The organism is Nocardia sp. NPDC058058 (genome assembly GCF_042885355.1).
Taxonomy (GTDB): Bacteria; Actinomycetota; Actinomycetes; order Mycobacteriales; family Mycobacteriaceae; genus Nocardia.
This window is the reverse complement of sequence record NZ_JBHVSA010000004.1, coordinates 1,098,796-1,121,998: the sequence shown is the minus strand read 5'-3', so window position 1 is coordinate 1,121,998 and position 23,203 is coordinate 1,098,796. Positions and strand designations below refer to the sequence as shown.

Below are 23,203 nucleotides of genomic sequence, written 5' to 3'. Positions count from 1 at the left end.
ACACCATCTTCCGCTTCTACTGGACAAACTATGCCGGAAGGCACCACACCGGTCCCCGCAATCACACCAAGGACATCGTCGGGCCATGCAATTCCCCGCCCAATTGACGGCTAGCGTGTTCGCATCAAGCGTGAGCTTCGGCGAAATATCGACTCGTGAACAGAATCTCGAATATTCTGAAGATCGCTTAATTCTTCAGCGAATACAGGCCACTCGACCTGCGCTAGGTCAAGAACTTCGAGTGCAATCGCAGCGAGGTCGCTTTTAACATCGAGCCTTCTAGCCAGTTTATCAAACTGATTAATTCGGACAGCATCAAATCGCCTGTTGCCAGCGAACTTCAGGCCAAGATCTTCGGGACCGTCACCAATACCGTATAGCTCCGTAGATACGATGTCATATGCGGGAGATAACGTGGGAACTTGCTTGTTAGTGTAAATGAGTGACCAGTTCTTAAGGTGCGCGTCGCCATTGCCAATAAGTACGAAAAACACTAGCCTTCGCACAAATTCATGCAGAGCCCGAAGATCGTGACCACGATAGGCAAGTGCGGCGACGGTTTCGAAGTTTCCCTCATACTTCTGAACCGGGTATATTCCTCGCACCTGCGCAAAATCTTCAATATGTATCGGACCGCGATCTCCGGAACGATCAAATCGCCGAACAGCATACGCCCAAACTTCTCGATTGGGCCAGATCCCCGAAGGCAGGCCATCGATATCGTCGCGATGAACGATCGCAACCTCAGGAACATCTATACCGACAGAGCGCGCGAAGCGCATCATCGTAAATTCGTTTCGCGGTACGTCTTGAAACCGCGCATCAGGGAGTTTAAGAATCCAATCGCCGCCTTCTCCGGTAGCCGTACAGGAGAACTGTTTGCCGTTACGGAGCATTGAAAACTTCAGACCCACTCCAGCAAGTGAGAATTTCCAAGGCTGCGGCGTATAGCTTAGGGAGTTTGACACGTGCGGTACTGATTCGATCACCGAAGCAACATCAGGCACCGGGTAATGACCGTCAGGCAGCACGCGTACCGCCCCAGGCAGGTCGTGACCAACTTGCGCAATGAGTTCCATCTCTCGCTCGGGAGACACATCGCGTTCAGCAGCGATCCAATCACGAAGAATGCCCTCAGGCAGCAAGTTGGAAAACCATTGCGGTAGACGGAGATTTGCAGCAAAGCGAGAGTGTGGCCTCTCCTCAAAACGCAAACCAAGTACAGGTCGGTCCGGGGCAGCAAGATAGTCGTCGCGGAACTCGAACCAGGTGTAGTTGTCATGATGAAACAGCCATCCGATCTGCTGGTCGTACAACCAGACCGCATGCCGAGCCGGGTCATTCATCCAGATCCCAATCCTCAAGCTCGTCCGGCTCGGACTCCAAATCATCGACAACCAAATGGTCGAGCGGTGGTGTGTCCTCGAATCCAAACTCCATTCTATGAGCCATGAACCGTCGTACGAGGATAGAGAGGTCATCCTCTCTATCACGAACAAACGCCTGAATGTTGTTATCCGACAGAGCTGAAGCCGCTTCCATACCAATTGCGTGAGACGTCAGTACGGCTTCCCAATCGCTTTCATCAATACCGATCGGTCGGCTCGATAAGATGGCAGGTACCTCGGCCGGAGCCGCCTCCAATCCAGGTATCAATAACCAGCGGGCCGCCGAATCAGCCTTCGATGCCCCCGCCGCACGACGCGACACCAGCGCGGTAAGCGCCGGTCGCGGCGTCTGGGCCTCACCAAGCGCTTCAACCAGATCATTCTGGCTTAGCTGACCACCGTCGCGCAGAGACCTTGGTCGGTTCGCCCACAACGCGCACGCTATCATCTTGCCACTCGCATGGTTAGTACGAAAACGATGGACATCCGGAAGGCTCGTCTTGGACTGCGGTATAACCTCAAGCAAGTTATGCAAAGTCGCATCCAGCGAATTGGGGACCACCATCGTACATAGCGCGCGCAACGTGCCAGAATTGCCTCCCGGAAATAGAGAGGTTCCAGCTGCGGCCGCGCGCCAATACCAGCGGCGCAGCAGTTGTATTTGACGCCCATTGAGCTCTGAATGATGTCCAAAAACGCGTGCCAACACAACTAAAAGGTGCCTATAAGGCAGAAAGGAGAAGTGCGGAGTGTCGCCGTGCTGCTGAAGAAATCGTATTGCGCGATCCAAGGCCACCTGCGTTTCGCGGTATGCCATCCCAGCCGTTTCTCCAGGAAATTCCCCGGCATTGCGGTCCTCGAATTCGGTTCTCATCTCTCTACCGAAATCAGCTCCACGCCGAGCCAGAATAGCCTGAAAGATCGTATTTCCATCGACCGTCCCAAAACCCAAATCGGTCGAAATGTGGTCGACCATATCCTCAATCGCAGTCGTCGCTGTACCGCCACCGTCAAGGGCAATTGGGTGCAGCGCGGTGAATACTTCCGCTCTTGTCAGTCGCTTTCCGTAGCTGTTCAGCCGATCAAAGATATCACGCAAAACCGATTCATCCTGAGTTTCCACAACAGAGGCCGGTATTTTGAATTGACGGATCTTCTTAGCTGCTTCCGTTGCGATATCAAAATACCGCATAGCCTCTGGCGTATCTCGAAACCATGCCATCAGAAGCGTGAGGTCGAAGAGTGTTGGAAGCGGAATGCTCAGCGACCGAGCACTAACCGTAGGAAGGATCTCTCGGGTGATCAGATCAAGGCTCAGCGCGAATCTCTCGTCGTGTGGCGAATCGACCGAAAGCGCGTTTGCGAGGGTCGTGACCCGCTGTTGACCATCAACGACCCACAACGCGTGATCCATAGCCGGAGCGTCGATACGCAATGCTCCCACTGAGATTCGTGCCGCACCAGCTGGTCGCGCCCACAGCAAAAGACTGCCCAATGGATATCCTCGCATAATGCTGTCGAATAGCCTGCGTGCGTCCTCAAGACCCCATCGGAATGGCCGTTGGAACTCGGGAATTCTGATCTTTCCGTCATAAACCATCGCGACAAGCTCTTCGACCTCGAACACCCGCGCAGTCGGTGTCGTCCCTAGGCTCATCGTCATTCCGCCACCCTCCTGTCGCCCGCACCGCTATGCCGACGTGAGAGGTCTAACTTACCAACCACCTACAAGTTGGTTTTGCAACTGGCCGTTGGTTCGTAGTTCGGATGCATGGTAGGAGTCCGAGGAGACCCTGTTGCACCTGATCCACTGGGGTGGCCGGGTCTCAAGACCGAACACTGCCGCATCTGGCACACCTCCTCCATACGAACCCCGAATTTGCTGCGCCCCTACACTTTTCACGACGTCGGCAGCTAGATGGAAACGGCAGGGTACCATCGGTTCCCAACCCATGCGCCGACTACGGCTTGACCACAGCGCTATTGGCCTACGACTGGGTTACCCGGTCAAAGTTCGCCCATCGTAAGTGTTGAACGTGATAGAGACGAGCAACGCAGTGCGCGGCAGAACGAGCCGATCAGCCTTGCAGCTCCGATCGTACAGCGAGACTCGCTGTACGGCTGCGGCGTGCGCACCGGCTGATGAGCCAGCCGGAGGCGGCGGCGAATGGGGACATGACCACCGCGTATAGGGCTGCGGGGACTGCTATTTCGGTGTTGTCCAGAACGGTGATCGCGATGGTGATGGCTATGGCGCTGTTGTGGACGCCGATTTCCATGGAGGAGGCTATGGCTTGGCGTTCCGAGACGCCGAGTAGGCGGGGGATCCAGTAGCCGATGGTCAGGCTCACCGCGCACAGGAGGGCTACGACCAGGCCGATTTTGGGGAGGTCGCCGTTCAGGCCCGAGCGGTCCGAGGCGACCGCGCCGATTACGACGAACACCAGGATGAGGGCGGAGGCTATGCGCACCGGGCGGTCCATGCGGTCGGCGAACAGGGGGCGCAGGGCGCGGACTGTCATGCCGATCGCCACGGGGATCAGCACCATCGCGAAGACCTGTACGGCTTTTCCGAATTGCACGCCCAGTGAGCCCGCGCCGTCTTCGGGGTCGAAGTGCGCGATGGCCGCGTTGGTGATCACGGGGACCGTCAGCACCGAGATGATCGAATTGACCGCTGTCAGTGAGACATTCAGCGCGACGTCACCACCGAACAGGTGACTGAAGAGGTTCGCGGTCGCGCCTCCCGGGGAGGCCGCCAGCAGCATGACGCCGATGGCAGCCAGGGGCTCCAGCCCGAAAAGCGTCACCAGGCCGAATGCCACCAGCGGTAGCACCACCATCTGGCAGACGAGCGCGATCAGCACCGCTTTCGGCTGTTGCGCGACGCGGGTGAAGTCGGCGGGGGTCAGGGACAGGCCCAGGCCGAACATGATCACGCCGAGCGCGATCGGCAGTGCCACCGCGACAAATCCGGAATTCATTGCGCCCCGTCACCTTTCACCGCACCCGCTACAGCCCTCGAACCACTCACCTACGACAGTAGCGGGAGGGTACGACGTTTCACGCGCGTTCGGACCCGCCACGACTGGGCAGGCGCCGGACACGTTCGACGGGTGAGCGATCGACGCCACACCAGCGATCGATCAGAAGGGCACGCGATCCGCACGGCCGGGAAGGCCGGAATCGGGGTTCAGCTGGAGGTTCGGGGTGCCCGCGCGACTTGTCGGTGGGGTCACATACCTTGGGCGCATCGTATCGATCGGGAGGGAAGCGATGGCCTCGGAATCGGGTGCCTTGCCGGATCAGCCGGCATGGGAAAGTGCTTCTGTCGTAAGGGTTTTGCCCGCTGTGGCGGCACGGAAACTGAATAAGGTGCCGTTTGTGGAAATGGCCGACGGGCGGCTACAGGGAGTGGTGTCGAGCGGGTCCGATATCGCCCGGGTGTACGTGGCCTCGGTGACGGCGGGGACGCACGGGCTCAGCTGCAGCACCAATAACAATCGGCCCTGCGGCGGGTTGAATCAGGGGTGGGCCTGCAAGCATTTGGACTCGCTCATCGAGGAGGCCGTCTTGCAGTACGGGCAGGACCGCGTGGCGCGGTTCCTGCGTGTCGAGGTTTCGGAGGGGCAGCGGATCGCCTCCTGCCTCAATGGATCTCGCGACCCGGCTCCGGCCGCCGCGGTCTTCAGCCGCTTCTTGCGGCACCTGACCTATCTGGAACTGCCGGGTAGCGCGACGCCGATTCCGGAGTTGCAGTGGTTTCCGGCGGGGGTGAATCGCTGATGCAAGCCGTACAACTGGACTCATTGGCGACCGCGCCCACCGGCGTCACCCCCACCCTGGACGTGGTCGGCGGCTTCGACACCGCACTGGTCAATGGACTCGCACGGGTTTCCGAACCGCAGAGTGCCGCGCTGGCGGCCCTGGCCGCAGCCGTGGCCGGATCACCGCTGGCCGAGGCTGTCGCGGCGGCGGTGGCCAAAGTGAGCGCGGGTGCGATCGGCACCGACGAACTGTCGGCACTGGCGGGCGCTCGCGCCGCCCTGCTGGGCGCGGTGCACGACGCACTGCTCGCACAGGCCGATACGGCGCTGGGCCGCAATCGATTCGACTGGCCGGGCACGTCGGACTCCGCTGCTCCGAACCCACTCGCCATCGGTTCCCGCGCCTGGCTGGGCGAACTCGCCATCGCCGGATGGCGGGGCGTCGACCACGATCTGGTGGCGGCCGCGGATCAGACCGTGGAAGCGCTGCTGGGCGAACCCGCGCTGCGACGTTTGGCGCTGCTGCTCGACGGATTCACCGCCGAGCTGAGCGCGTCGGCTCCCATCGCGAGCATGGATCGAGTGCCCGCGCGACGCTGGGCCGACCTGTGGGCACGCGCCCTGCTGCTGTCCTGGCGAGGAACGGAATCCGTTGCGGTCGAATCGATTTCGGGACGACTGCTGCCACTGGGCGTAGACGTGCACGAGCATGGAACGGCGGTGCAGATCCAGGTGTACGGCGTGCTGGAGACGGAGGGGACAGCACGGCAGGTACGGGTATCGGTGGCGGCCACCAAGGTGGATACCATTGTGGGACCGGCGATTTGGCAGCTGCTGGGAGCGCATCGCCAATTGCTGACAGCGCTGTCGGAGCATCGCGCGCTGGAGCTCACCGATATGCCGCTCGCGGCAACCGGCGATCTGCTGTGGGAGGACGATCGGGCGCGGGCTGGGGAGGCCGCCGATCCATTCGTCACCGCCACCGTGCAATTGCCGCAGGCGCAGGCCCCGGCCGTCGCACCGCTGGATCGCGATCCGGTCCACATCGCAGTACCGGTTCTGTTCGAGGGGTACCGGTTCCGCGATGGCGCACTGGAATTGGGTGCGGCTCGAATACGAGTGGAACTGGACGCACTGCCGTCCGCCGGTCCGCTCACCTCGGCCGGAGTCGGCGCGTCCAGCAGTCTGATCGGACTGCTGCGCTGGGACATCGGCGGCTGGTCGGTGCGACCGCTGGCCATTCAGCGCAAGGTCAAGACCGCGCTCACCACGTTCCACAACGGTGATTGGGCGCTGGGCCCCACCGATCCGAAAATCGCCAAGGCACAGGCGAAGTCGGGCGATGCCGTCGCCGTATTGCGCGAACGCGCGGGACGGTTGCTGCGGAAATGACAAATCATGAGACGCGCAGGCAGATCCTGTACTGGCGGCTGCTGGCCGGTGTCTTCAGCGGCGATCAACAGCCGACCCTGGAGCAGGCGAGCGCCGGGATCGTCGACGATCTCGGATTGCCGCTGGCGGTGCTGGATGCGGGTATCTCCATAGACAATGTGGTGCAACGGTATCCGGCGATGCGGGCGGAGTTCGACGGGCTCGATTTCACCGAGGCGGAGCAGGTACCGCCGGCGGACGCAGCCGCGGGCGATACGACCGAAGGCTCCGCGCCCGAGGCAACCCCGTCCGAGACGCTCCAGACCATCGGCGCGGCCGATGTCCGCACCGCCGCACTGGTTTCCAAACTGCTGCTCAATGTCTTCGCCACCGGTTCCGGTCAGGTCAGCGCCACTCAACTCGCGGGTTGGCAATCCGACGCCAACTGGCTGCGCCGCTGCCTCGGCGAGGAGGCCGGCAGCGTGCAGGGCGTGCTCACCGGTCTGGAAGGCGAGCTGGTATCCCGCATGCGGCTGCGCGAAGTGCTCGCCGATCCACACCTGGCGGCCCAGCTCACCCCGAGCATGTCCCTCATCGAACAGTTGTTGCGGGACAAGCACAATCTGTCCGGTGTGGCCCTGGCCAATGCCAAACGCCTCATCCGCCGCTATATCGACGAGGTCGCCGAGGTACTGCGCACCCAGGTGCAGCAGACCAGCATCGGCACCGTGGACCGCTCGGTGCCGCCCAAACGCATCCTGCGCAATCTGGATGTGGACCGCACCATCTGGAAGAACCTGCCCAACTGGAATCCGCAGGACGAACGCCTGTACGTCGACCGGCTGTACTACCGGCAGACCGCCAAGCGCACGGTCCCCGCACGCATGATCGTGGTGGTCGATCAATCCGGCTCCATGGTCGACTCGATGGTGAACTGCACCATCCTGGCATCCATCTTCGCGGGCCTGCCCAAGGTGGATGTGCACCTCATCGCCTACGACACCCGAGCCCTGGATCTCACCCCGTGGGTGCACGATCCGTTCGAGGTGCTGCTGCGCACCAATCTCGGCGGCGGCAATGACGGCCCGATCGCCATGGCCATGGCGCAGCCCAAGATCAGCGATCCGAAAAACACCGTGCTGGTGTGGATTTCGGACTTCTACGAATTCGATCGCTCACAACCGCTGTTCGAGGCCATGGAGGCCGTGCACCGTTCCGGGGTCAAACTCATTCCGGTCGGCTCGGTGAACAGCTCCGGCCATCAGAGCGTCAATCCGTGGTTCCGTGAGCGCTTCAAAGCCCTTGGCACCCCGGTCATTTCGGGACGCATCCAGAAACTCGTGCACGAACTCAAGAACTTTCTCGACTAGGAGACACCATGAACAACGTATTGCGCGCCCCCGCCGAGATCAAGTACGCCGAGGAACTCGATTGGCTGGAGTCCATCGACGACAATCCCAAGCCGTTCTCCTGGCGTTTGAGCCCGAAGATGGTGCGGCTGTTCATCTTCGGCTCCGAACGCGCCGACGGCCTGGATCGCGAGGTGGCGCAGAAGTGGTTCGGCGACCGCAGTTTCGTCGAGCGCAGCATCGTCACGCTGGCCTCGGACCGCGGCCTGCTGCTCATCGGCGATCCGGGCACCGGTAAGAGCTGGCTGGCCGAATTGCTGGCCGCGGCGATCAGCCGCAATTCCACGCTGGTGGTGCAGGGCACCGCGGGCACCACCGAGGATCACATCAAGTACTCGTGGAATATCTCCATGGTCATCGCCAAGGGGCAGTCGCGGGAATCGATGATCCCGTCCCCGATCATGACCGCCATGGAGCAGGGCGTAATCGGCCGTTTCGAGGAACTCACCCGCTCCACCAGCGATGTGCAGGACGCGCTGATCTCCATCCTGTCGGAGAAATATGTCTCGATCCCCGAACTCGATGACGACAATGTGGTGTTCGCCCAGCCCGGCTTCTCCATCATCGCCACCGCGAACAGTCGCGACCGGGGTGTGAACGATCTGTCCTCGGCGCTCAAGCGGCGCTTCAACTTCGTGCGAATTCCGGTCGTCTCCAATAAGAAGAGCGAGGCGGAGATCGTGCGCTTCCGCACCGCGGAACTGCTGCGCCGCCATTCCCTGGAACTGGAACTGCCGCCCACGCTGCTGGACATCCTGCTGGAGAGCTTCGCCGATCTGCGCGCCGCCGCCGCGGCCGCCACCAGCGATGACGACAAACTGGAGTCGGCGCTGTCCACCGCCGAGCAGATCGGCGTGCTCGAGGACGCCATCCTGCACAGCCAGTTCTTCGGGGCGAAGGAATTGAGCGCGGAGACCCTCGCCGGCTCGCTGGTCGGGTCGCTGGCTCGGCGCACGCCGGAGGATCTGGCGATTCTCAACAAGTATCTGCACGGTGTGGTCGAACCGCGCATCAAGAGCAATAAGGGCAAGGCCCCGTGGGGCGAATTCCTGGAGGGCGGCCGGGCCGCGATCGCGAGGCTCTCATGACCGTCTCCGATATTCGTTCCGCGCCGAATACCTTTGCCGCGCTGCGGGATCAGCTGACGGACGCGGCCGTCGCGTTCGCGGGTGAGCCCGGAGCGGCCGGGGACATCCTGGCGGGCATAGTCGACGATGTCGACCGGGCGCTGTCGGAGCGGCTGGAGATCTTCCCGGTCTGCCACCACTCCCCCGCGTCCGGCCTGGCGATGGTGCGGCGACTGCGCGAGAAGCAGCCGAGCGTCATCTACATGGAGCTGTGCGAGGATATGCGGCCGCTGCTGGATGAACTGCGCAACTGCCGATTGCCGGTCGCACTACAGGCGTTCGCCACCGATACCGTTGGCTTCCCGGCGGATTGGGCGCCGCTGTCGGTGGTCGCGCCGATCACCGAATCGTCGGCGGAGTATCAGGCCATCGCCTACGCGCTCGATACGCCGGGCGTGGAACTGGTGCTGGTGGACCGGTCCACCGATCATGTCTTCCAGTGGGCTCCGCAGGAAACGCCGCCGGAGGACGTGCCGGCCGACGGCGAGCAGCCCGATGACGACGGTCTGCACGGTGCGGCGGTCGGTATCGAAATCGGTGATCTGCGACCGCGTTTCGCCGAACTCGAAGAGCATCTGCTGCATCACGGCAAGGTCCGGCACTGGTCCGAATGGTGGGACCAGTACGTCGAGCAGCCGCTCGCGGATGCCGACTACGACACCTACCGGCAGGTCATGGTGTTGATCGGCAGTCTGTTCCGGCGACTGCGGCGCGGCAGCACCGCAGAGGATGAGAATCGTGAGCGGTACATGTGGACGCGCATGCGGGAACACTTGTCCGCCAACGCGATTGATCCGGCGCGGGCGCTGTACATCTGCGGCGCGGCGCATGCGGCCAGTCCGGTCGAACAGTTCGGCATCGACTCGAACGCACCGTTCGAGATCTCACCGCGTTCGGCCACGACCTGGCACTACGGGTTGATTCCCTCCAGCCACTCGGCGATCGAAGCGCAATTCGGTTTGGCGGGCGGCGCGGTGTCGATTGCCGCCGCCACCTGGGCGAAAGGGTTGCGGCGCGGCAAGTTGCAGCCCTTCGAACTGGAGGGACAGCCGGGGGCGAAGAAGCGCGTCAAGAAGCTTCCGCTGCCGGCCGAATCGGAAGCCGAAGTGGCGGATCAGCTTTCGGGATTCCTGTCCCGGCCGCCGGTGCTGGACCCGCTCGATGAGGCCGAATTGCTGGAATGGTCGGTGGATATCGTTCGACTGGCCCGGCGCAACGGCTATCTGGCCAGCACCGCCGACGCGATCGCGATCTTCGAGACCTCGATCCTGTTGGCGGGCTTGCGAAATCGAGCCCGGCCGACACCGTACGACTTCCAGGACGCGGCCGTCACCTGCATCGAGAAGGACCGCGTCCCCGGCCGCCGCGATGTGCGCCGACTCTGCGAGATCCTGCTCGGCGGCGACCGAATCGGCCAGGTCGGCTACGCGGCGCTGCCACCGCTGGCCCGCGATGTGCTGGACCGCCTCGAACCCCTGGGGCTCGATCTGTCCAAGCGCACCCTGCAACGCGCGCTGCTGGACCTGAAATCGACTCCGGACCTGCGCCCGTGCTCGGATCTGCTGTGGCTGCTGCGCAGACTGCTCCCGCAGGACGCGTTGCGCCCCATCATGGGTTCGCGCGGACTGGGCGAAACCTCGATCCAGGAGAGCTGGGATATCGGCCTCGGCAAACACCAGCGCTCCCTGGTCGAACTCGGCTACGAGGGCGTCTCCGTGGAACAGGTCCTGGAACAGCGCCTGCGCCGCTCGGTGACCGCACCGGACGCCACCGCGGCGATAGCCCTGGCCGCCGTCGAAGACGCACTGGTCTACCTCGGCTCGGCCCGCCTCGCCGCCGAACTCGGCAATCGCGCGGTGGAACTGCTGTCCGCCGAACGCACGGTGGACGACGCCCCCGTAGTACTGCGCCGAATCCGCTTGCTACTCAACTACTTCCGCTCCACCGAGGGCGGCCTGCCGACCTGGTGCGAACGCTTCGTGACCACCGGCTACGCCCACTACTGCACCCTGCTCCCCACCGCCTTCACCACCGACGAAACCGGCCCCGCCCAGGTGGCGGCCATGCTCGGCTTCCTCTTCGGCATGGAAAACCTGGCCCTGTCCCTCGGCTGCGACCACACCCAACTCGAACTGTCCGTCCTGCAATCCCACCCCGAATCCCCGGCCAAAATAGCCCTCCTCTGGGCGGCCCGCTTCCAACTCGGCATGCTCACCATGCCCGAACTCCGCACCCGCTGCGACGCCATGCTCACCAACCCCCTGGTGCTCCCCACGGTCCCGCACTACATAAGCGGCTTCATCCAAGCCATAGACCCCGCCCCGGCCCTGAAACCCTTTGTCGTCGAACTACTCTCAAAAGCCTTCGGCACCCTCCCCGATACGGTGCTACTGCCCTGGCTACCGAAACTGATCACCACCCTGAAGGACCAAACAGCCGACCTCATCCCCGGCCTGGTCCGCGAAGCAGGCCGCACCTTCCCCGGCGCCCTACCCGCCGTGGACGCCTTCATCCCACCCTGGTCGGACGAATTGACCGCAGCCACACCACAATTGGTTGCAGTTTCGGGAGGGCCGGTCTCCGAGCTGCTGGCCATTCATCCGGCAACAACCGACGCTCTCGCCGGACTCCTCGGCATCGACGGCGCGTGGCACGAAGCCGGGCCGACGGGCAACCGAGAGGTGACCGATCTGCTCGACCGGTTCCCGGCCACCGCGGTCGCGCTGGCGGACCAGCTCCGGTCATCACCCGCACGGAACTGATCCGAACCGGTCCGGATCAGCGGCGGGATCCGGGGACCCGGTGCAGGACGGTGACGTTGTCCGCCGCGGCCGGGGCGTCCGGGTAGAACCAGGAGATGATCGCGAGACCGATCGCGGCACCGACTATTTGGGCGGCGATATAGGCGGGGGCCGAGGCGGGGGCGATACCGGCGAGCGTATCGGAGAGGGTCCGGCCCAGGGTGATGGCCGGGTTCGCGAAGGCGGTGGAACTGGTGAACCAGCAGGCCGCCCCGATGTAGGCGCTCACGGCGGCGGCCGAGAGCGCCGGACGGGCGGATCTGGCCAGCGCGAGGATTACCGAGAGCAGGCCGGCGGTGGCCACCAGCTCGCCGACCAGATGGCCGGTGGTGACCCGGTGATTCGTCGATATCTGTAACGGGGCCAGGTCGAACATGATGTTCGCGAGTATCGCGCCCGATACGGCGCCCAGGGTCTGGGCGATCGCGTAAGCGAATACCTCGGAACCCGGAAGTCCGCGACCGATACGACGACCCAACACCCAATCGACCACGGAGACCACCGGATTGAAGTGTGCGCCCGAGATGGGACCGAACACCAGGATCAGCACCCAGAGGCCGAGCATGATCGCGATGGAACTCTCGAGCACCTGGAGGCCCAGATCGCTCGGCGACCACCGCTGGGCGGAGATGCCGGAGCCGATGACCACCGCGACCAGCAACGCGGTGCCCAGGTACTCGGCCGCGAAGCGGCGGCCCGGACCATACGGCGAACGGCGGCCGCTTCGGTGCGTATCCGAGAACTCCTGTGCTCCAGCAGGTTCGACGCGGCGCTCGACCCCGCTACGCGTTGGCTGCCACGACATAGTCGCCGACATGGTGCAGGTCGGGGTAGAGGCGGTGGGCCAGGCGGCGGGATTCGTCGGTGGGGGGCACCAGGTCCGGGATGAGGATGCAGCGCAGGCCGGCGGCGTGGGCGGCGCGCAGGCCGTTGGTGGAATCCTCCAGGGCCAGGGTGTCATCGAGGTCGAGTGCCAGGGTTGCGACGGCTTTCAGGTATGGCTCGGGGTGGGGTTTGCCATTGTCGACGTCCTGGCGGGTGATCACGGCGTCGAAGCGGTCGGCGAGGCCGGTCAGCTCGAGGTGGTGGTCGGCTCGCTCGCGGGAGGACGAGGTGGCTATGGCCTTCGGAATGCCTTGCTGATCAAGGATATCCAGGAGGGCGAGGGCACCCGGTTTGGTGGTCAGTTCGCCGTCGTCGACGAGACGGCGCAGGTGCGTCTCGTGCAGATCGAAGTACTCCTCCAGCGGGAAATCCGAACCGTAGGTTTGGGTGGCCAGCTCCCGGCAGCGGTCCGCGGGCACGCCGATCATGGATCGGCAGAAATCCAGCGGCATACCGTAACCGAGTTCGGCCCCCGCGCTGATCAGCGAGCGCATGGCCAATCGTTCGGAATCGATGAGGAGGCCGTCCATATCGAAGACGACCGCGCGCACGGGGTTCATCGAACACTCCCTTCGAGTACCGAGGACAGCCTGCGCCGCACCGCGACATCGACGCCCTCGTGAGTCAGATCGGCCAGCGCGTCACCGACCTGGCGTTGCAGTCGATCCGGCTCCGGCAGCGTGCCGAAGATATCGGAGCGCTGTAGGAATCTTTGCGCGCACAGGTGCGAATCCGCCACATCTGCCAGCGGGGTCAGCGAATTCGCGCGCGGGTCGATCACCTCCATCACCGCATCGGCGGCCTGGGCGGCGGTGAACCAGCGGATCCACGCGGCGATCAGCAATACCGCCGCGGGCGTCGGACGGCCCGCCGCGACGTTGTCGCGAAGTGCGGCAACAACTCTGGGGATCATCTTGTCCGAGCCATTGCGGCCGACCCGCGTCATATCGTGGCAGATCGCCGGATTGCGGAAGCGAATCATCAACTCGTCCACGGTCCGTCGCAGTTCCGCGGGCGGCAGTGTCAGCGTCGGGCCCTGCTCGTACAGCATGAACTGGCGGGCCAGCGCGCCGAGCGTGGGATCGGCGGCGGCCGCGGCGACGGTGCGATACCCGGCCAGCGCGCCGAGATAGGCCAGCAGCATATGAGTTCCGTTGAGCAGGCGCAGTTTTGCCAGTTCATGGTCGGTCACATCGTTGACGAAATGCGCACCGGCCAGATCCCAGCGCGGCCGGTCACCGTCGAAATCCTCGATGGTCCAGGTCATGAACGGTTCCGCAGATACCGGCGCCTGATCTTCGATGCCGCCCAACCAGTTTCGCGCCGCGACCGGATCGGCCGGGGTGGCGGGCTGCACGATCCGGTCGACGACGCTGTTGGGGAATTGGACGTTGCGCGCGATCCACTCGGCGAGACCGCCATCGCGCAGCGCCGCGAAATCGATGACGGCGGCGCGCAGGGTGCGGCCGTTCGCACACAGGTTGTCGCAGCTGAGCACCACCGGTGGCGTACCGCCGCGGTGCCGCACCAGGTCGAGACCGTAGACCAGCATGCCGATCGGGGTGACCGGGCGGCGCGGATGCCGCAGATCGTGGCGCACCGATTCACATTCGGGATCGAGACGCCCGGTGACCGGGGAGACGCAGTATCCGCTCGCGGTGACGGTCAGCGTGACGATCTTGATCCCGGGATCCGCGATCCGGCTCGGCACGCCAAGCCGATCCGAGGGCGCGTGCACCCCTTCGACGATGGACCCGACCACCTCCACCCGCGCCTGCCCGTCATCGTGCAGCAGCGTCGTATAGAGATTGTCCTGAGAACGCAAGGCGTCCACCACCATTGGGCGCGCCATCGCCACCGACACGATTCCCCAGCGCGGGTCCGACGCGGCATCGATGGCATGTTGGGTCACCAATGCCTGATGCGCGCGATGGAATGATCCACAGCCCAGATGCAGGATCCCCTTCGTGAGACTGCGCGGCGCGAAACCGGGCCGCGTGACACCGCTGGGCAGGCGGCTCAGCACCGCCTCCGAAAGGCGCGGAACGGACGGGGCCGGGGGCAGATCCGTCGCTGTGAATTCGATGTACCGAGCGGGCGAAATATTGAACACGTTACGCATGCACGACTCCGTGGATCCGAAATGTAGAAGACATTGAACAGAGGCGTCAATTCGGCGGTGAATCCGGCGCAGCGCACACGCTAACCCCGATTTCTCAATCGTTGGTTAACAACTGGCTGTTTACTGGAAGCGTCAACATTCCGCAGGTGAGAGGGTAGGGCGTAAGGGATACGTAAATTGCCAAGTCATCTGTAGCGAACCGAACGAAAAAATCGGACATCGAAGGCCGTGGAATTCATCCGGTGAATCCGATCACATACCGGTTTACGCGGGCGGACACCCCTCGGCGGGATCCCGCGAAACAGCACAGTGCACTCTGCCGGAACTCGGCGGCGAATTTTGGCGCATTGCCCGATGTCCGGGACGCATCCGGGATGCCAGCATCACTCGATGCCGAAAACGGTGTCACCACTCGGTGCGGAGGGTGCCCCATGATTTTCCGACGTCGACGCGTGCTGTCGCTGCTCGCGCAGGCGGTGGGTTTCGCCTGTGCCACGGCATTGTTCGGCGTCGTCCCGGTATCCGCGAATGCCGAATCGGGTGCGTTCGCCTGCACCGAGCCCGCCGGTGATCAGGGATATCAGCGTGCGGAACCGGCGGATCTCGGGCTCGATCCGACGGCATTGGCCGATGCGCTGTCCTTCGGTGCCCGCAAGGGCGGGTTCGCGATTCAGGTATACCGGCATGGCTGCCTGACTGCGGATTACGCGCCCGACAACGCCCTGGCGGCCGTGCTGCCGACACCGCTGGCGAGTTCCTCCAAGGGTGTCGCGTCCGTCGCGGTCGGGCGCGCGATCACCCTGGGCAAATTCGGCCTCGATGATCCACTGCGCACATTCTTTCCACAGGCGGACGAACGCCACGGCGCGCTGACCGTCCGCCAGGTCCTGAATCAAACCACCGGGCTCGAATTCTCCTGGGGCACCGACATTGCCGCCATCACCACCGATGAGGTAGCCGAGGCATTACACCGACCCTTCGCGTACGAGCCCGGCAGCACATTCCAGTATTCACAATCGGTGCTGGAACTATTGCCGCGCATAGTCGAGATCAGCACGGGTCAGGATTTCCAGGACTTCGTCCAGGAACAGGTGATGGCTCCGCTGGGCATCCCCCGCGACCATTGGATCTGGCTGCGAGATCGGCACGGGGACACCGCGGTTCACGGCGGACTCGCCATGCGGCCCGCCGACTTCGCCCGCCTCGGACAGCTGATGCTGCAGCGCGGCGTCTGGCGCGGACAGCGACTGATCGACGATTCGTACATCCGCCAGGCCGCCGAACCGACCGCCGCGAACGGCGGATACGGATTCCTGTTCTGGCTCAATGCGGGCGACTCCTATAAGACCGCGACCGTGCCGATGGCGAAGGTGTTCCCGCACAATATGTTTCCCGGATCGCCGCGCGATATGTACTCGTTCGTCGGTGCGCTCGGGCAATTCAGCGTCGTCGTGCCCAGCTTGGATATGGTGATCGTCCGTACCGGCATTCCCGGATCGATCGATCTGACCAATACCCAGACCTCGCTCGCCGCCGAATCCAATCCCGACAACAAGGAACTCCTGCGCCGGATCACGCGGGCGGTCACCGACGTCCCCGCCGTCCCCGACGACGACCCGTACCGCTACGACGACTCATTCGGCCCGCTGATCGGCAGCCCCGCCGATCTCGCCGCCTGGGCAGACCCAACCGCCATCGCGGCGGTACTGCTCGGATACGGCCCCGGCAGCGTCCCGGATTGCACGCTGATCAGCTGCGACGGCCGGCCCTTGACCGCGGATCTGGCCGCGCAGCTGTCCGATACGCTCCGACAGGTCACGCTGGCGGCTCTCGCCGCCAACCGCTGACCGGACCCGGACGGTCCAGCGAACCGAGCCCGACGAACCGATCGATACACAGCGGCCCCGATTACAGCGGAAGTGGGTCGCTGTAGATCACCCGGGAGATCTGGCTGGATTCGGTGATCACCGTAAGCCGTACGAAGACTTGAAGATTCACCTGCCCGATGGCGCCGGATACCGAGACCCGCGTGTTTTCCAGGTCGATCGACGAGACCGGTGTGGTCATGGGGAATTTCGCCAGGGAGGTCTCGGTGACGGTGCCCGGCGCGAGGGCGAGCGCGAGGGAGTGTGAGGGGATGACGTCCACCGCCACCCCGATCGACGGATTCAGGGACGGGCCGCCGGCGCCTAGGCCCACGCCGATATTGGGGATAACGGACAGGCTCGGGGTATTGATGGTGACGGTCGCCGAGGTGAGCTGCCAGGGGTACGCGACCGCGAAACCCACCTCGAGGCTGACATCCTTCGGCTGAACTCCGGCGGGCAGCTCGACCTGACCGATCGCGATACCGCTGAGGTAGGCGGCGCGGCTGAGCGGGCTACCGTCCAGTGGCGGAACCACTTTCAGCGCGGTGTCTGCCTCAGTGACGCGTAGATGCGTGCTGTCGAGTGCGGTTGCGTCGATTTGATGCCGGATGGTCAATCCGAGTGCGGCCGGATCGATGAAATCCGCGGTGGCGGTGGGTTCCGACGCGAACGCACTCAATACCAGGCCGGCGACAATCCAGGTGCGGCGCGCGGGTGCGCGCCGCCACCGACGAGCTGTGACAAGCGTTGCCGTCGAGAACATTTCGGGAACCTCCGGGAGATGAGCGAGCGCGGTTGATCCGCGAGAAGAGAACGAGGACGAGCGAAGCAAGTCGGACGCATCGAAAGATGTTGCCGCACAACCGATATGGTGAACACCGCAAACCGGAGGCAACCGGCGCGTTCGACTGAGGGAAAGTTACAGTCCCAGACAGTCTCGGTCCACAGCTTCCCCAATCCCGGTGACCAACAGCACATTCGACCGTGCTCCCCCTCGGTCAGGCCGAGCGTTTTCTGCGCCGGGTGCGGCTCTTGAACAGCCAGGTGGACAGACCCGTGACAGCCAGCGCCAGCGGGGTCAGGCCGAACAGCAGCCAGAGAATGCGCCACCAGCCGTTGACCAGCCAGCCGAAATGCGCCGGTTCGAACAGCTTGTCGTAGAACTTGTTCGCGACCGGCCTGCCTTCACCCGTCTCGGTCACCGAAATATCGTTCGCGTCATGGGAATTGACGTAGACGACGATATCGCCGCTGTAGAAAGCGCGATGCGCGTAGGGCGAATAGCCGCTGGCGATCGCGGCACGGTAGTAGTCGGCGCCTTCGGCGGGCAGCATCAGATAGGCCAGCCTGCCCGGCACCGCGCGCAGGGCGGCATCGGTCGCCTCGGTGACCGATATCGGCGGGGTCCCCGGTGACGTCTGGCGCGGGGTGAAGCTGTCATCGGCCAGTTCGGCGGCCGTTTTGCCGCCGGTCGAGACCAACCACGCGTCCTTCACCGCGGGCAGCTCGAGGGTCGCGCCGGTGATCCCCCACAGGAGCAGAAACGGGACGCTGATAATGCCGATCACGTTGTGCAGGTCACGATCTCGCGCGAATCCGCCTTTGCGCCAGCGCACCCGGAAGCCATGGCTCATGCGACGCAGCGACGGCCACCAGATGATCGCGCCCGAGACCGCGAGCAGGATCAGCAGGAATCCGAGACCTCCGAGAATCGCCGCGGCCCAAGTGATATCGAGTAGCGGCGGATTGCCATTGAGTGCGGCGATGCCGCCGGTATAGCCGACGCAGCCGAAGGCGCAATCGTGCACATTGACCAGCAGCCCCAGGACACCGCGGGTGAGGCTCGCGCTGCCGTTGATCCGGCCGGTGCCGGGATCGATCGCGTAGGCGGCGGTGAAGTCGGCATTGCCGACCGCGATGATGCCGTCGTCGGTACCGACCCATCCGACATTGAAATCCGGGTCGGTGGCCCGCACCAGGCTCACCGCCTGCTCGAGGTTGATGACCGCGGGACCATCGGTGTGCGCATAGAACGAGCTGTGACTCAGACGAAATAGGTCCGCGTGATACAGCAGGATCGCACCGGAGGTGGTCTGCACGACGAGCAGCAGCCCGAGGATGAGCGAAGACCAGCGGTGGATGGCGATTAGTCTGCGGCGCACCGGTTTTCGACTGCGGCGACGCGTGCTTACCGCGGGCTTGGCGCGGCGCGGCGTAGGTGCGGCATCGGTGGCGCCACCCTTTCCCGGCATGATCGTCGGACTCATAAGGGTAGGCTAACCTAGCAAAAGGTCAACCGGTGCACGTACGTTCCGCGGGCGCACGCGAGCGGGACACGACAGAGTCCCAGACACTGGGATACCGCAGCCTGGGACCCCGTCGCGCGGGCTACCAGCTCCCTACCGGGCCAATACCTCACGCAGAACGGCGGCGAAGCCGTCCGGATCGCCCTGCTGGCCGAACTCACCATTGAGGAAACCCCCGTGGTGGCTGGGGAACTCGACCGGCTTCGATCCGAGCTGCTCGGCGACCGCGATACCGGCGCGGTAGGGCAGTTCACCTTCGGATTCCACGCCGACCGCGATCACGATGCGGGTGGCAGCGGTCCGCAGTGCGTCGAAGTCGTGGGTGTAATGCGTGGTCGGTATCAGGTTCTGCCCCAGCAGCGCGTCATCGCGAGTGCCGTCATCCTCCGCGGGGAGCCCGAACATGGCGGGATCCGCTGGGAGAGCGGGGAACTCGGCGGGGATTTCACCCTTCAGACTGATCAGCGCGATGAACTTGGCCATTGCGGTGCCGAATCCGGCACTGCGATAGACATCCTGAATGTGCGCGGTCGCCGCCAGCGCTTGCGCGCTGTCCGGGACGTACCGCACGGCCGGGGGTTCGTGCGCGACGAGCGTACGAACCAGATCAGGATGCTTGGCCACCAGCGCCAGCGCGTTGACCGCGCCGCCGCTGCTGGCGAACACATCAACCGGCCCACCACCGAGTGCGTCGATGACCTGACGCAGATCATCCACGTGCACATCGGGATTGGACGCACTCGCGGGATCGGCCTTCGAACTGCGAGCGATCCCGCGCGGATCGTAGGTGACCACCGTGCGGTCCGGAAACCGATCAGCCAGACTGACGAACCCGCTCGCGTCCATGGGAGTGCCGATCAGCATCAGGATCGGTTCCACACCGGCCGGTTCGGCCGTGCGCACGTCATAAACAATTGTGGCACCTGAAGTTTCAATGGTGCAGGTCTTCAACTCAGCCATGACAGGCAGCTCTCCCTATGCGGTCGATTATCGATGGAATCGGAGAGAATCTCCGAAACATGTTCCGCGAGCGCGGAATTCACCACAATCATCACCGGGAATCAGCCGGCGTAACAAGCGGTGAATCCGCCACGCTGGATGTAATCGAATTCAACAATCTCCCGCTGCTGCCTGGCGGTCAGTCCTTGCGGGTGTAGCGGCGGGACGCGAGCGGCGCGAACACTATGAGCAGGCCGATAGACCATGCGACGGTGGTGATTACGGGGTGGGCGAGGGGCCAGGGGCCGGTCGGGGCCGCGGCATTGCCGAACAGGTCGCGGACCGCGGTGATCGCCGCGCTGAACGGGCTCCACTCGGCGAATGTGCCCAGCCACGCGGGCATGCTGGAAGTGGGGACGAAGGCGTTGGAGACCATGACGAAGGCGAGAATGACCGGGGCCAGTTGCTGCACCACTTCTTCGTCGCGGATCGCCAGGCCGAGGAAGATTCCCACCCAGGTGAGTGCGTAGCCGAACAGCGTGAGCACCGCGAATCCGGCCAGCGTGCGCGCGAATCCGTCGTGCGCCTGCCATCCCACCAGCAGGCCGACAACGGCCATGACCGCGATCGACAGGATCGACAGCAGCAGCTGGCTCAGACTCGCCCCGAACGGCACCGCGAAACGTGCCATCGGCATTGCCCGGAACCGCTCGGTCACGCCATTGCGCGCGTCATGGGCGGCGGCGCTCGCGGCAACCACCATGCCCGTCCCGGCGACGAGGACGAATGCCGCCGGGATGATCTGCTCCCGGTAGGAGGAGCCCGGGAGCGCGTCACGGAGAGACCCACCGAAGACGTATCCGAAGACGAGCACCAACCCGATCGGGCCCGCGAGATTCGCGGCAAGTAGGGCGGGATTTCGCTTGAGTGCCAAGAGATTACGGTAAAGGACGCTCATGCCGTCGATGAGAGCGTTTCTCCGCTCGGTCTGCTGCGTGCTCATGCGTACTCCTTGGTCAAGGCGAGGTAGGCCTCGTCGAGCGTGGGGTCGGACAGTCCGATGTCGAGGACCTCGACCCCGGACTCGGTGAGGGCGTTCAGCAGAGGAGGCAGGGCGATCGAACCGGTTTCGACTCGACCCGTAAGCGCGGCGTCCTGCTGCCGTTCGACCAGGTCGCTGACTCCGAGCGCCGCGAGAACGTCAATCGCGTTGCGGCGGTCCGACTCTCGGGTCAACTGGACGGTGAGCCGCTGTCCGATGCGGGCCTTCAGGTCGCGTGGCGTGCCATCGGCGATGATCTGTCCGGCGGCGAGCACCGCCACGCGGTCTGCCAGCTGATCGGCCTCGTCGAGGTACTGGGTGGTGAGGAAAACGCTGGTACCGCTCTCCGCCAGTTGACGGACTGTCGCCCAGATCTCGCTGCGGCTGCGCGGGTCCAGGCCGGTGGTCGGTTCGTCGAGGAACAGCAGGGCCGGTCGCCGGATCAGGCTGGACACGATGTCGAGTCGTCGGCGCATGCCGCCGGAATAGGTATCGACGGGGCGATCAGCGGCATCGAGTAGGCCGTACTGCTCGAGCAATTCGTCGGCCGACTCGCGGGCATCCGCGCCGGACAGTCCGTACAGCCTGCCCAGCACGTTCAGGTTCTCCCTGCCGCTCAGGCGATCGTCGAGACTGGTGCGCTGCCCGATCACGCCGATCATGGCTCGGACGCGGGCGGCCTCGGTGACGACATCGGCCCCGAACACCTCGGCCTGCCCGGCCGTTGGCGCGGCCAGCGTGGTGAGGATCCGATTCAGGGTGGTCTTGCCCGAACCGTTCGCACCCAGCAGCCCGAAGACCGTGCCCGCCTCGATGGTGAGGTCGACGCCGTCCAAGGCGACCACTTCACCCTCGCCCTTTCCATATTTCTTGACCAATCCCCGCGTCCGAATCACCGCGGGTGCTTCGTGGTTCATCTCCACTCCCCATTAGTGCGATCAATGTTCGCAGTAAACGTACATCAGATCTGCGAACAGTGCATGCAGTAGGCTGCCCCCATGGATGACGACGGCGCACCACGCCCGGTGATCTGGATGCGCGACCCATCCCCCCGCCGCGGACCTCGGCCGACGCACACCCGCCAGGAGATCGCACAGGTGGCGATGTCCATCGCCGACGAGCAGGGACTCGACGCCGTCTCGATCCGGGCGGTCGCCAAACAGCTGAGGGCAGGGGCGGCATCGCTCTACCGCTACATCGACTCCAAAGCGGACCTGTACGACCTGATGGTCGACGCGGCCTCAGCCGAGTTCAGCCTCCCGCCCACACCCACCGGCAACCAGCGAGCCGACCTCACCGCGATCGGAAACCGGGCCAGGTCCATCTACCTCCGCCACCCCTGGGCAATCACCTTGTCCGCCAACGCATCTTGGGGACCGCACGTCCAGGCCTACATGGAGTTCTTCCTAGCGGTTCTGAAGCCCACAGGCCTGAACACCCGCCAGCAACTCGAGCTGATCGCCCACTTCAACGCCTCCATCGCCACCTTCGCCTCCCACGAACGGCAACAAACCGACCAGCCCGGCAACCCAGGGGCACTACAGGCCCGCATGATGCACCTACAACAAATCGCCGAAAACCCGGACCTACCAAACCTATCCGCCGCCGTCACAGCAATGCTGAACTCCACCCCACAAGACACCGACCCGGACGAACTCTTCCGCCGATCCCTCAACCGGCTCATCGACACCATCCCGGCCCCGGCCGACAGCTGAGCAAACGCAAAAGGCCGGATCCGATTCGGATCCGGCCTTTTGCCGTGGGTGGAGCTAACGGACCAGCATACGAGCCGGGCGGTGATGCCTGATGAACGGCCGTGGCGATCGGGCCGCGCATGGAGAGGCGTTTGGAAGCGCGGATGGGGTCTTCCCAAATGTTCTGGACGAACTGCCATCGCACGGCGGTGTGGCGGAAATGGCCGCCTACCAGCGCTGTTGGATACTTTCGGCGGTTTGTCAAAGCCCTGGGCGTTAGGTCCTCGCGGGCGCGCACCCCGAAACCGTGCATTACCAGCTTGTTGGTTCCTTCCCGGGGCGTGTAACTGTCCGCGCGATAGGCTGCCGCCGTCGCCGTTGAGGCCGCCCGCAGTCGCCCACCATGGGCGGCGGGCAGCGTCCCGACGCCACAGGCCGACGGAACCGGCTACCAACCCCGCCGCGCGTCATCGACCCGAACCCG

The 23,203-nt window shown here is 64.1% G+C and carries 18 protein-coding genes; 7 read left to right on the top strand and 11 right to left on the bottom strand.

Annotated features, from left to right (window positions below; translation table 11 throughout):
• Positions 1-110: 110 nt before the first annotated feature.
• The 3 genes from ACFVUS_RS36205 to ACFVUS_RS36195 form a co-directional block, all read right to left on the bottom strand.
• Positions 111-1,346: a type II toxin-antitoxin system HipA family toxin gene (locus ACFVUS_RS36205; RefSeq protein WP_387777245.1), complete on the bottom strand. Its 1,236-nt coding sequence runs from the start codon at positions 1,344-1,346 to the stop codon at positions 111-113.
• The gene (locus tag ACFVUS_RS36200; RefSeq protein ID WP_387777242.1) at positions 1,339-3,051 is read right to left on the bottom strand and encodes a DUF262 domain-containing protein; all 1,713 of its coding nucleotides are present in this window, start codon (positions 3,049-3,051) and stop codon (positions 1,339-1,341) included. The genes ACFVUS_RS36205 and ACFVUS_RS36200 overlap by 8 nt, the downstream gene beginning before the upstream one ends.
• Positions 3,052-3,466: 415 nt before the next feature.
• Complete coding sequence (locus ACFVUS_RS36195; RefSeq protein ID WP_387777239.1) at positions 3,467-4,372, bottom strand: bile acid:sodium symporter family protein; 906 nt, start codon at positions 4,370-4,372, stop codon at positions 3,467-3,469.
• Between the two features lie 391 nt (positions 4,373-4,763).
• Here ACFVUS_RS36195 and ACFVUS_RS36190 point away from each other — a divergent pair, with 391 nt between their 5' ends.
• From ACFVUS_RS36190 to ACFVUS_RS36170, 5 genes are read left to right on the top strand one after another with little or no spacing between them, the layout of a single operon-like run.
• Positions 4,764-5,174, top strand: a complete 411-nt coding sequence (locus ACFVUS_RS36190) for a hypothetical protein (RefSeq protein WP_387777236.1) — start codon at positions 4,764-4,766, stop codon at positions 5,172-5,174.
• Complete coding sequence (locus tag ACFVUS_RS36185; RefSeq protein WP_387777233.1) at positions 5,174-6,547, top strand: hypothetical protein; 1,374 nt, start codon at positions 5,174-5,176, stop codon at positions 6,545-6,547. The genes ACFVUS_RS36190 and ACFVUS_RS36185 overlap by 1 nt, the downstream gene beginning before the upstream one ends.
• Positions 6,544-7,896: a VWA domain-containing protein gene (locus ACFVUS_RS36180; protein WP_387777230.1), complete on the top strand. Its 1,353-nt coding sequence runs from the start codon at positions 6,544-6,546 to the stop codon at positions 7,894-7,896. Before ACFVUS_RS36185 ends, ACFVUS_RS36180 begins: the two co-directional genes overlap by 4 nt.
• Positions 7,897-7,904: 8 nt before the next feature.
• Positions 7,905-9,023, top strand: a complete 1,119-nt coding sequence (locus tag ACFVUS_RS36175; RefSeq protein ID WP_387777227.1) for an AAA family ATPase — start codon at positions 7,905-7,907, stop codon at positions 9,021-9,023.
• Positions 9,020-11,824 (top strand): DUF5682 family protein, encoded by a 2,805-nt coding sequence (locus ACFVUS_RS36170; protein WP_387777224.1) that lies wholly within the window; start codon positions 9,020-9,022, stop codon positions 11,822-11,824. Before ACFVUS_RS36175 ends, ACFVUS_RS36170 begins: the two co-directional genes overlap by 4 nt.
• A gap of 16 nt (positions 11,825-11,840) precedes the next feature.
• On the opposite strand, the gene ACFVUS_RS36165 is transcribed toward ACFVUS_RS36170, so the two are convergent.
• Genes ACFVUS_RS36165 through ACFVUS_RS36155 form a run of 3 tightly spaced genes read right to left on the bottom strand, consistent with a single transcriptional unit; the run spans position 11,841 to position 14,870 of the window.
• The gene (locus tag ACFVUS_RS36165; RefSeq protein WP_387777221.1) at positions 11,841-12,668 is read right to left on the bottom strand and encodes an aquaporin; all 828 of its coding nucleotides are present in this window, start codon (positions 12,666-12,668) and stop codon (positions 11,841-11,843) included.
• The gene (locus ACFVUS_RS36160; protein ID WP_387777218.1) at positions 12,646-13,308 is read right to left on the bottom strand and encodes an HAD family hydrolase; all 663 of its coding nucleotides are present in this window, start codon (positions 13,306-13,308) and stop codon (positions 12,646-12,648) included. The genes ACFVUS_RS36165 and ACFVUS_RS36160 overlap by 23 nt, the downstream gene beginning before the upstream one ends.
• On the bottom strand, positions 13,305-14,870 hold the full coding sequence (locus tag ACFVUS_RS36155; RefSeq protein WP_387777215.1) for a mannitol dehydrogenase family protein: 1,566 nt from the start codon (positions 14,868-14,870) through the stop codon (positions 13,305-13,307). Before ACFVUS_RS36155 ends, ACFVUS_RS36160 begins: the two co-directional genes overlap by 4 nt.
• 431 nt (positions 14,871-15,301) lie before the next feature.
• Between ACFVUS_RS36155 and ACFVUS_RS36150 the strand changes: the two genes are divergently transcribed.
• Entirely contained in the window at positions 15,302-16,717 is a 1,416-nt protein-coding gene (locus ACFVUS_RS36150) for a serine hydrolase domain-containing protein (protein WP_387777212.1), read from the top strand.
• A gap of 61 nt (positions 16,718-16,778) precedes the next feature.
• Here ACFVUS_RS36150 and ACFVUS_RS36145 read toward each other — a convergent pair whose 3' ends face one another.
• From ACFVUS_RS36145 to ACFVUS_RS36125, 5 genes are all read right to left on the bottom strand, one after another.
• A complete protein-coding gene (locus ACFVUS_RS36145) occupies positions 16,779-17,501 on the bottom strand; it encodes an MspA family porin (protein WP_387777209.1) in 723 nt (240 codons plus the stop codon).
• A gap of 235 nt (positions 17,502-17,736) precedes the next feature.
• Positions 17,737-19,005, bottom strand: a complete 1,269-nt coding sequence (locus ACFVUS_RS36140; RefSeq protein WP_387777206.1) for a PepSY-associated TM helix domain-containing protein — start codon at positions 19,003-19,005, stop codon at positions 17,737-17,739.
• A gap of 132 nt (positions 19,006-19,137) precedes the next feature.
• The gene (locus ACFVUS_RS36135; protein WP_387777203.1) at positions 19,138-19,947 is read right to left on the bottom strand and encodes an alpha/beta hydrolase; all 810 of its coding nucleotides are present in this window, start codon (positions 19,945-19,947) and stop codon (positions 19,138-19,140) included.
• A gap of 235 nt (positions 19,948-20,182) precedes the next feature.
• Entirely contained in the window at positions 20,183-20,986 is an 804-nt protein-coding gene (locus ACFVUS_RS36130) for an ABC transporter permease (protein WP_387777200.1), read from the bottom strand.
• Entirely contained in the window at positions 20,983-21,942 is a 960-nt protein-coding gene (locus ACFVUS_RS36125; RefSeq protein ID WP_387777197.1) for an ATP-binding cassette domain-containing protein, read from the bottom strand. Before ACFVUS_RS36125 ends, ACFVUS_RS36130 begins: the two co-directional genes overlap by 4 nt.
• 81 nt (positions 21,943-22,023) lie before the next feature.
• On the opposite strand from ACFVUS_RS36125, the gene ACFVUS_RS36120 reads away from it, so the two are divergent.
• On the top strand, positions 22,024-22,740 hold the full coding sequence (locus tag ACFVUS_RS36120) for a TetR/AcrR family transcriptional regulator (RefSeq protein WP_387777194.1): 717 nt from the start codon (positions 22,024-22,026) through the stop codon (positions 22,738-22,740).
• The last annotated feature ends 463 nt before the right edge of the window (positions 22,741-23,203 follow it).

What these genes read in the sequence shown, in the direction of transcription:
- ACFVUS_RS36185 (WP_387777233.1), top strand. Translation starts at nt 5,174, where the DNA reads ATGCAAGCCGTACAACTGGACTCATTGGCGACCGCGCCCACCGGCGTC.
- ACFVUS_RS36150 (WP_387777212.1), top strand. Translation starts at nt 15,302, where the DNA reads ATGATTTTCCGACGTCGACGCGTGCTGTCGCTGCTCGCGCAGGCGGTG.
- ACFVUS_RS36205 (WP_387777245.1), bottom strand. Translation starts at nt 1,346, where the DNA reads ATGAATGACCCGGCTCGGCATGCGGTCTGGTTGTACGACCAGCAGATC.
- ACFVUS_RS36200 (WP_387777242.1), bottom strand. Translation starts at nt 3,051, where the DNA reads ATGACGATGAGCCTAGGGACGACACCGACTGCGCGGGTGTTCGAGGTC.
- ACFVUS_RS36195 (WP_387777239.1), bottom strand. Translation starts at nt 4,372, where the DNA reads ATGAATTCCGGATTTGTCGCGGTGGCACTGCCGATCGCGCTCGGCGTG.
- ACFVUS_RS36180 (WP_387777230.1), top strand. Translation starts at nt 6,544, where the DNA reads ATGACAAATCATGAGACGCGCAGGCAGATCCTGTACTGGCGGCTGCTG.
- ACFVUS_RS36145 (WP_387777209.1), bottom strand. Translation starts at nt 17,501, where the DNA reads ATGTTCTCGACGGCAACGCTTGTCACAGCTCGTCGGTGGCGGCGCGCA.
- ACFVUS_RS36165 (WP_387777221.1), bottom strand. Translation starts at nt 12,668, where the DNA reads ATGTCGTGGCAGCCAACGCGTAGCGGGGTCGAGCGCCGCGTCGAACCT.
- ACFVUS_RS36170 (WP_387777224.1), top strand. Translation starts at nt 9,020, where the DNA reads ATGACCGTCTCCGATATTCGTTCCGCGCCGAATACCTTTGCCGCGCTG.
- ACFVUS_RS36175 (WP_387777227.1), top strand. Translation starts at nt 7,905, where the DNA reads ATGAACAACGTATTGCGCGCCCCCGCCGAGATCAAGTACGCCGAGGAA.
- ACFVUS_RS36125 (WP_387777197.1), bottom strand. Translation starts at nt 21,942, where the DNA reads ATGAACCACGAAGCACCCGCGGTGATTCGGACGCGGGGATTGGTCAAG.
- ACFVUS_RS36130 (WP_387777200.1), bottom strand. Translation starts at nt 20,986, where the DNA reads ATGAGCACGCAGCAGACCGAGCGGAGAAACGCTCTCATCGACGGCATG.
- ACFVUS_RS36160 (WP_387777218.1), bottom strand. Translation starts at nt 13,308, where the DNA reads ATGAACCCCGTGCGCGCGGTCGTCTTCGATATGGACGGCCTCCTCATC.
- ACFVUS_RS36155 (WP_387777215.1), bottom strand. Translation starts at nt 14,870, where the DNA reads ATGCGTAACGTGTTCAATATTTCGCCCGCTCGGTACATCGAATTCACA.
- ACFVUS_RS36140 (WP_387777206.1), bottom strand. Translation starts at nt 19,005, where the DNA reads ATGAGTCCGACGATCATGCCGGGAAAGGGTGGCGCCACCGATGCCGCA.
- ACFVUS_RS36120 (WP_387777194.1), top strand. Translation starts at nt 22,024, where the DNA reads ATGGATGACGACGGCGCACCACGCCCGGTGATCTGGATGCGCGACCCA.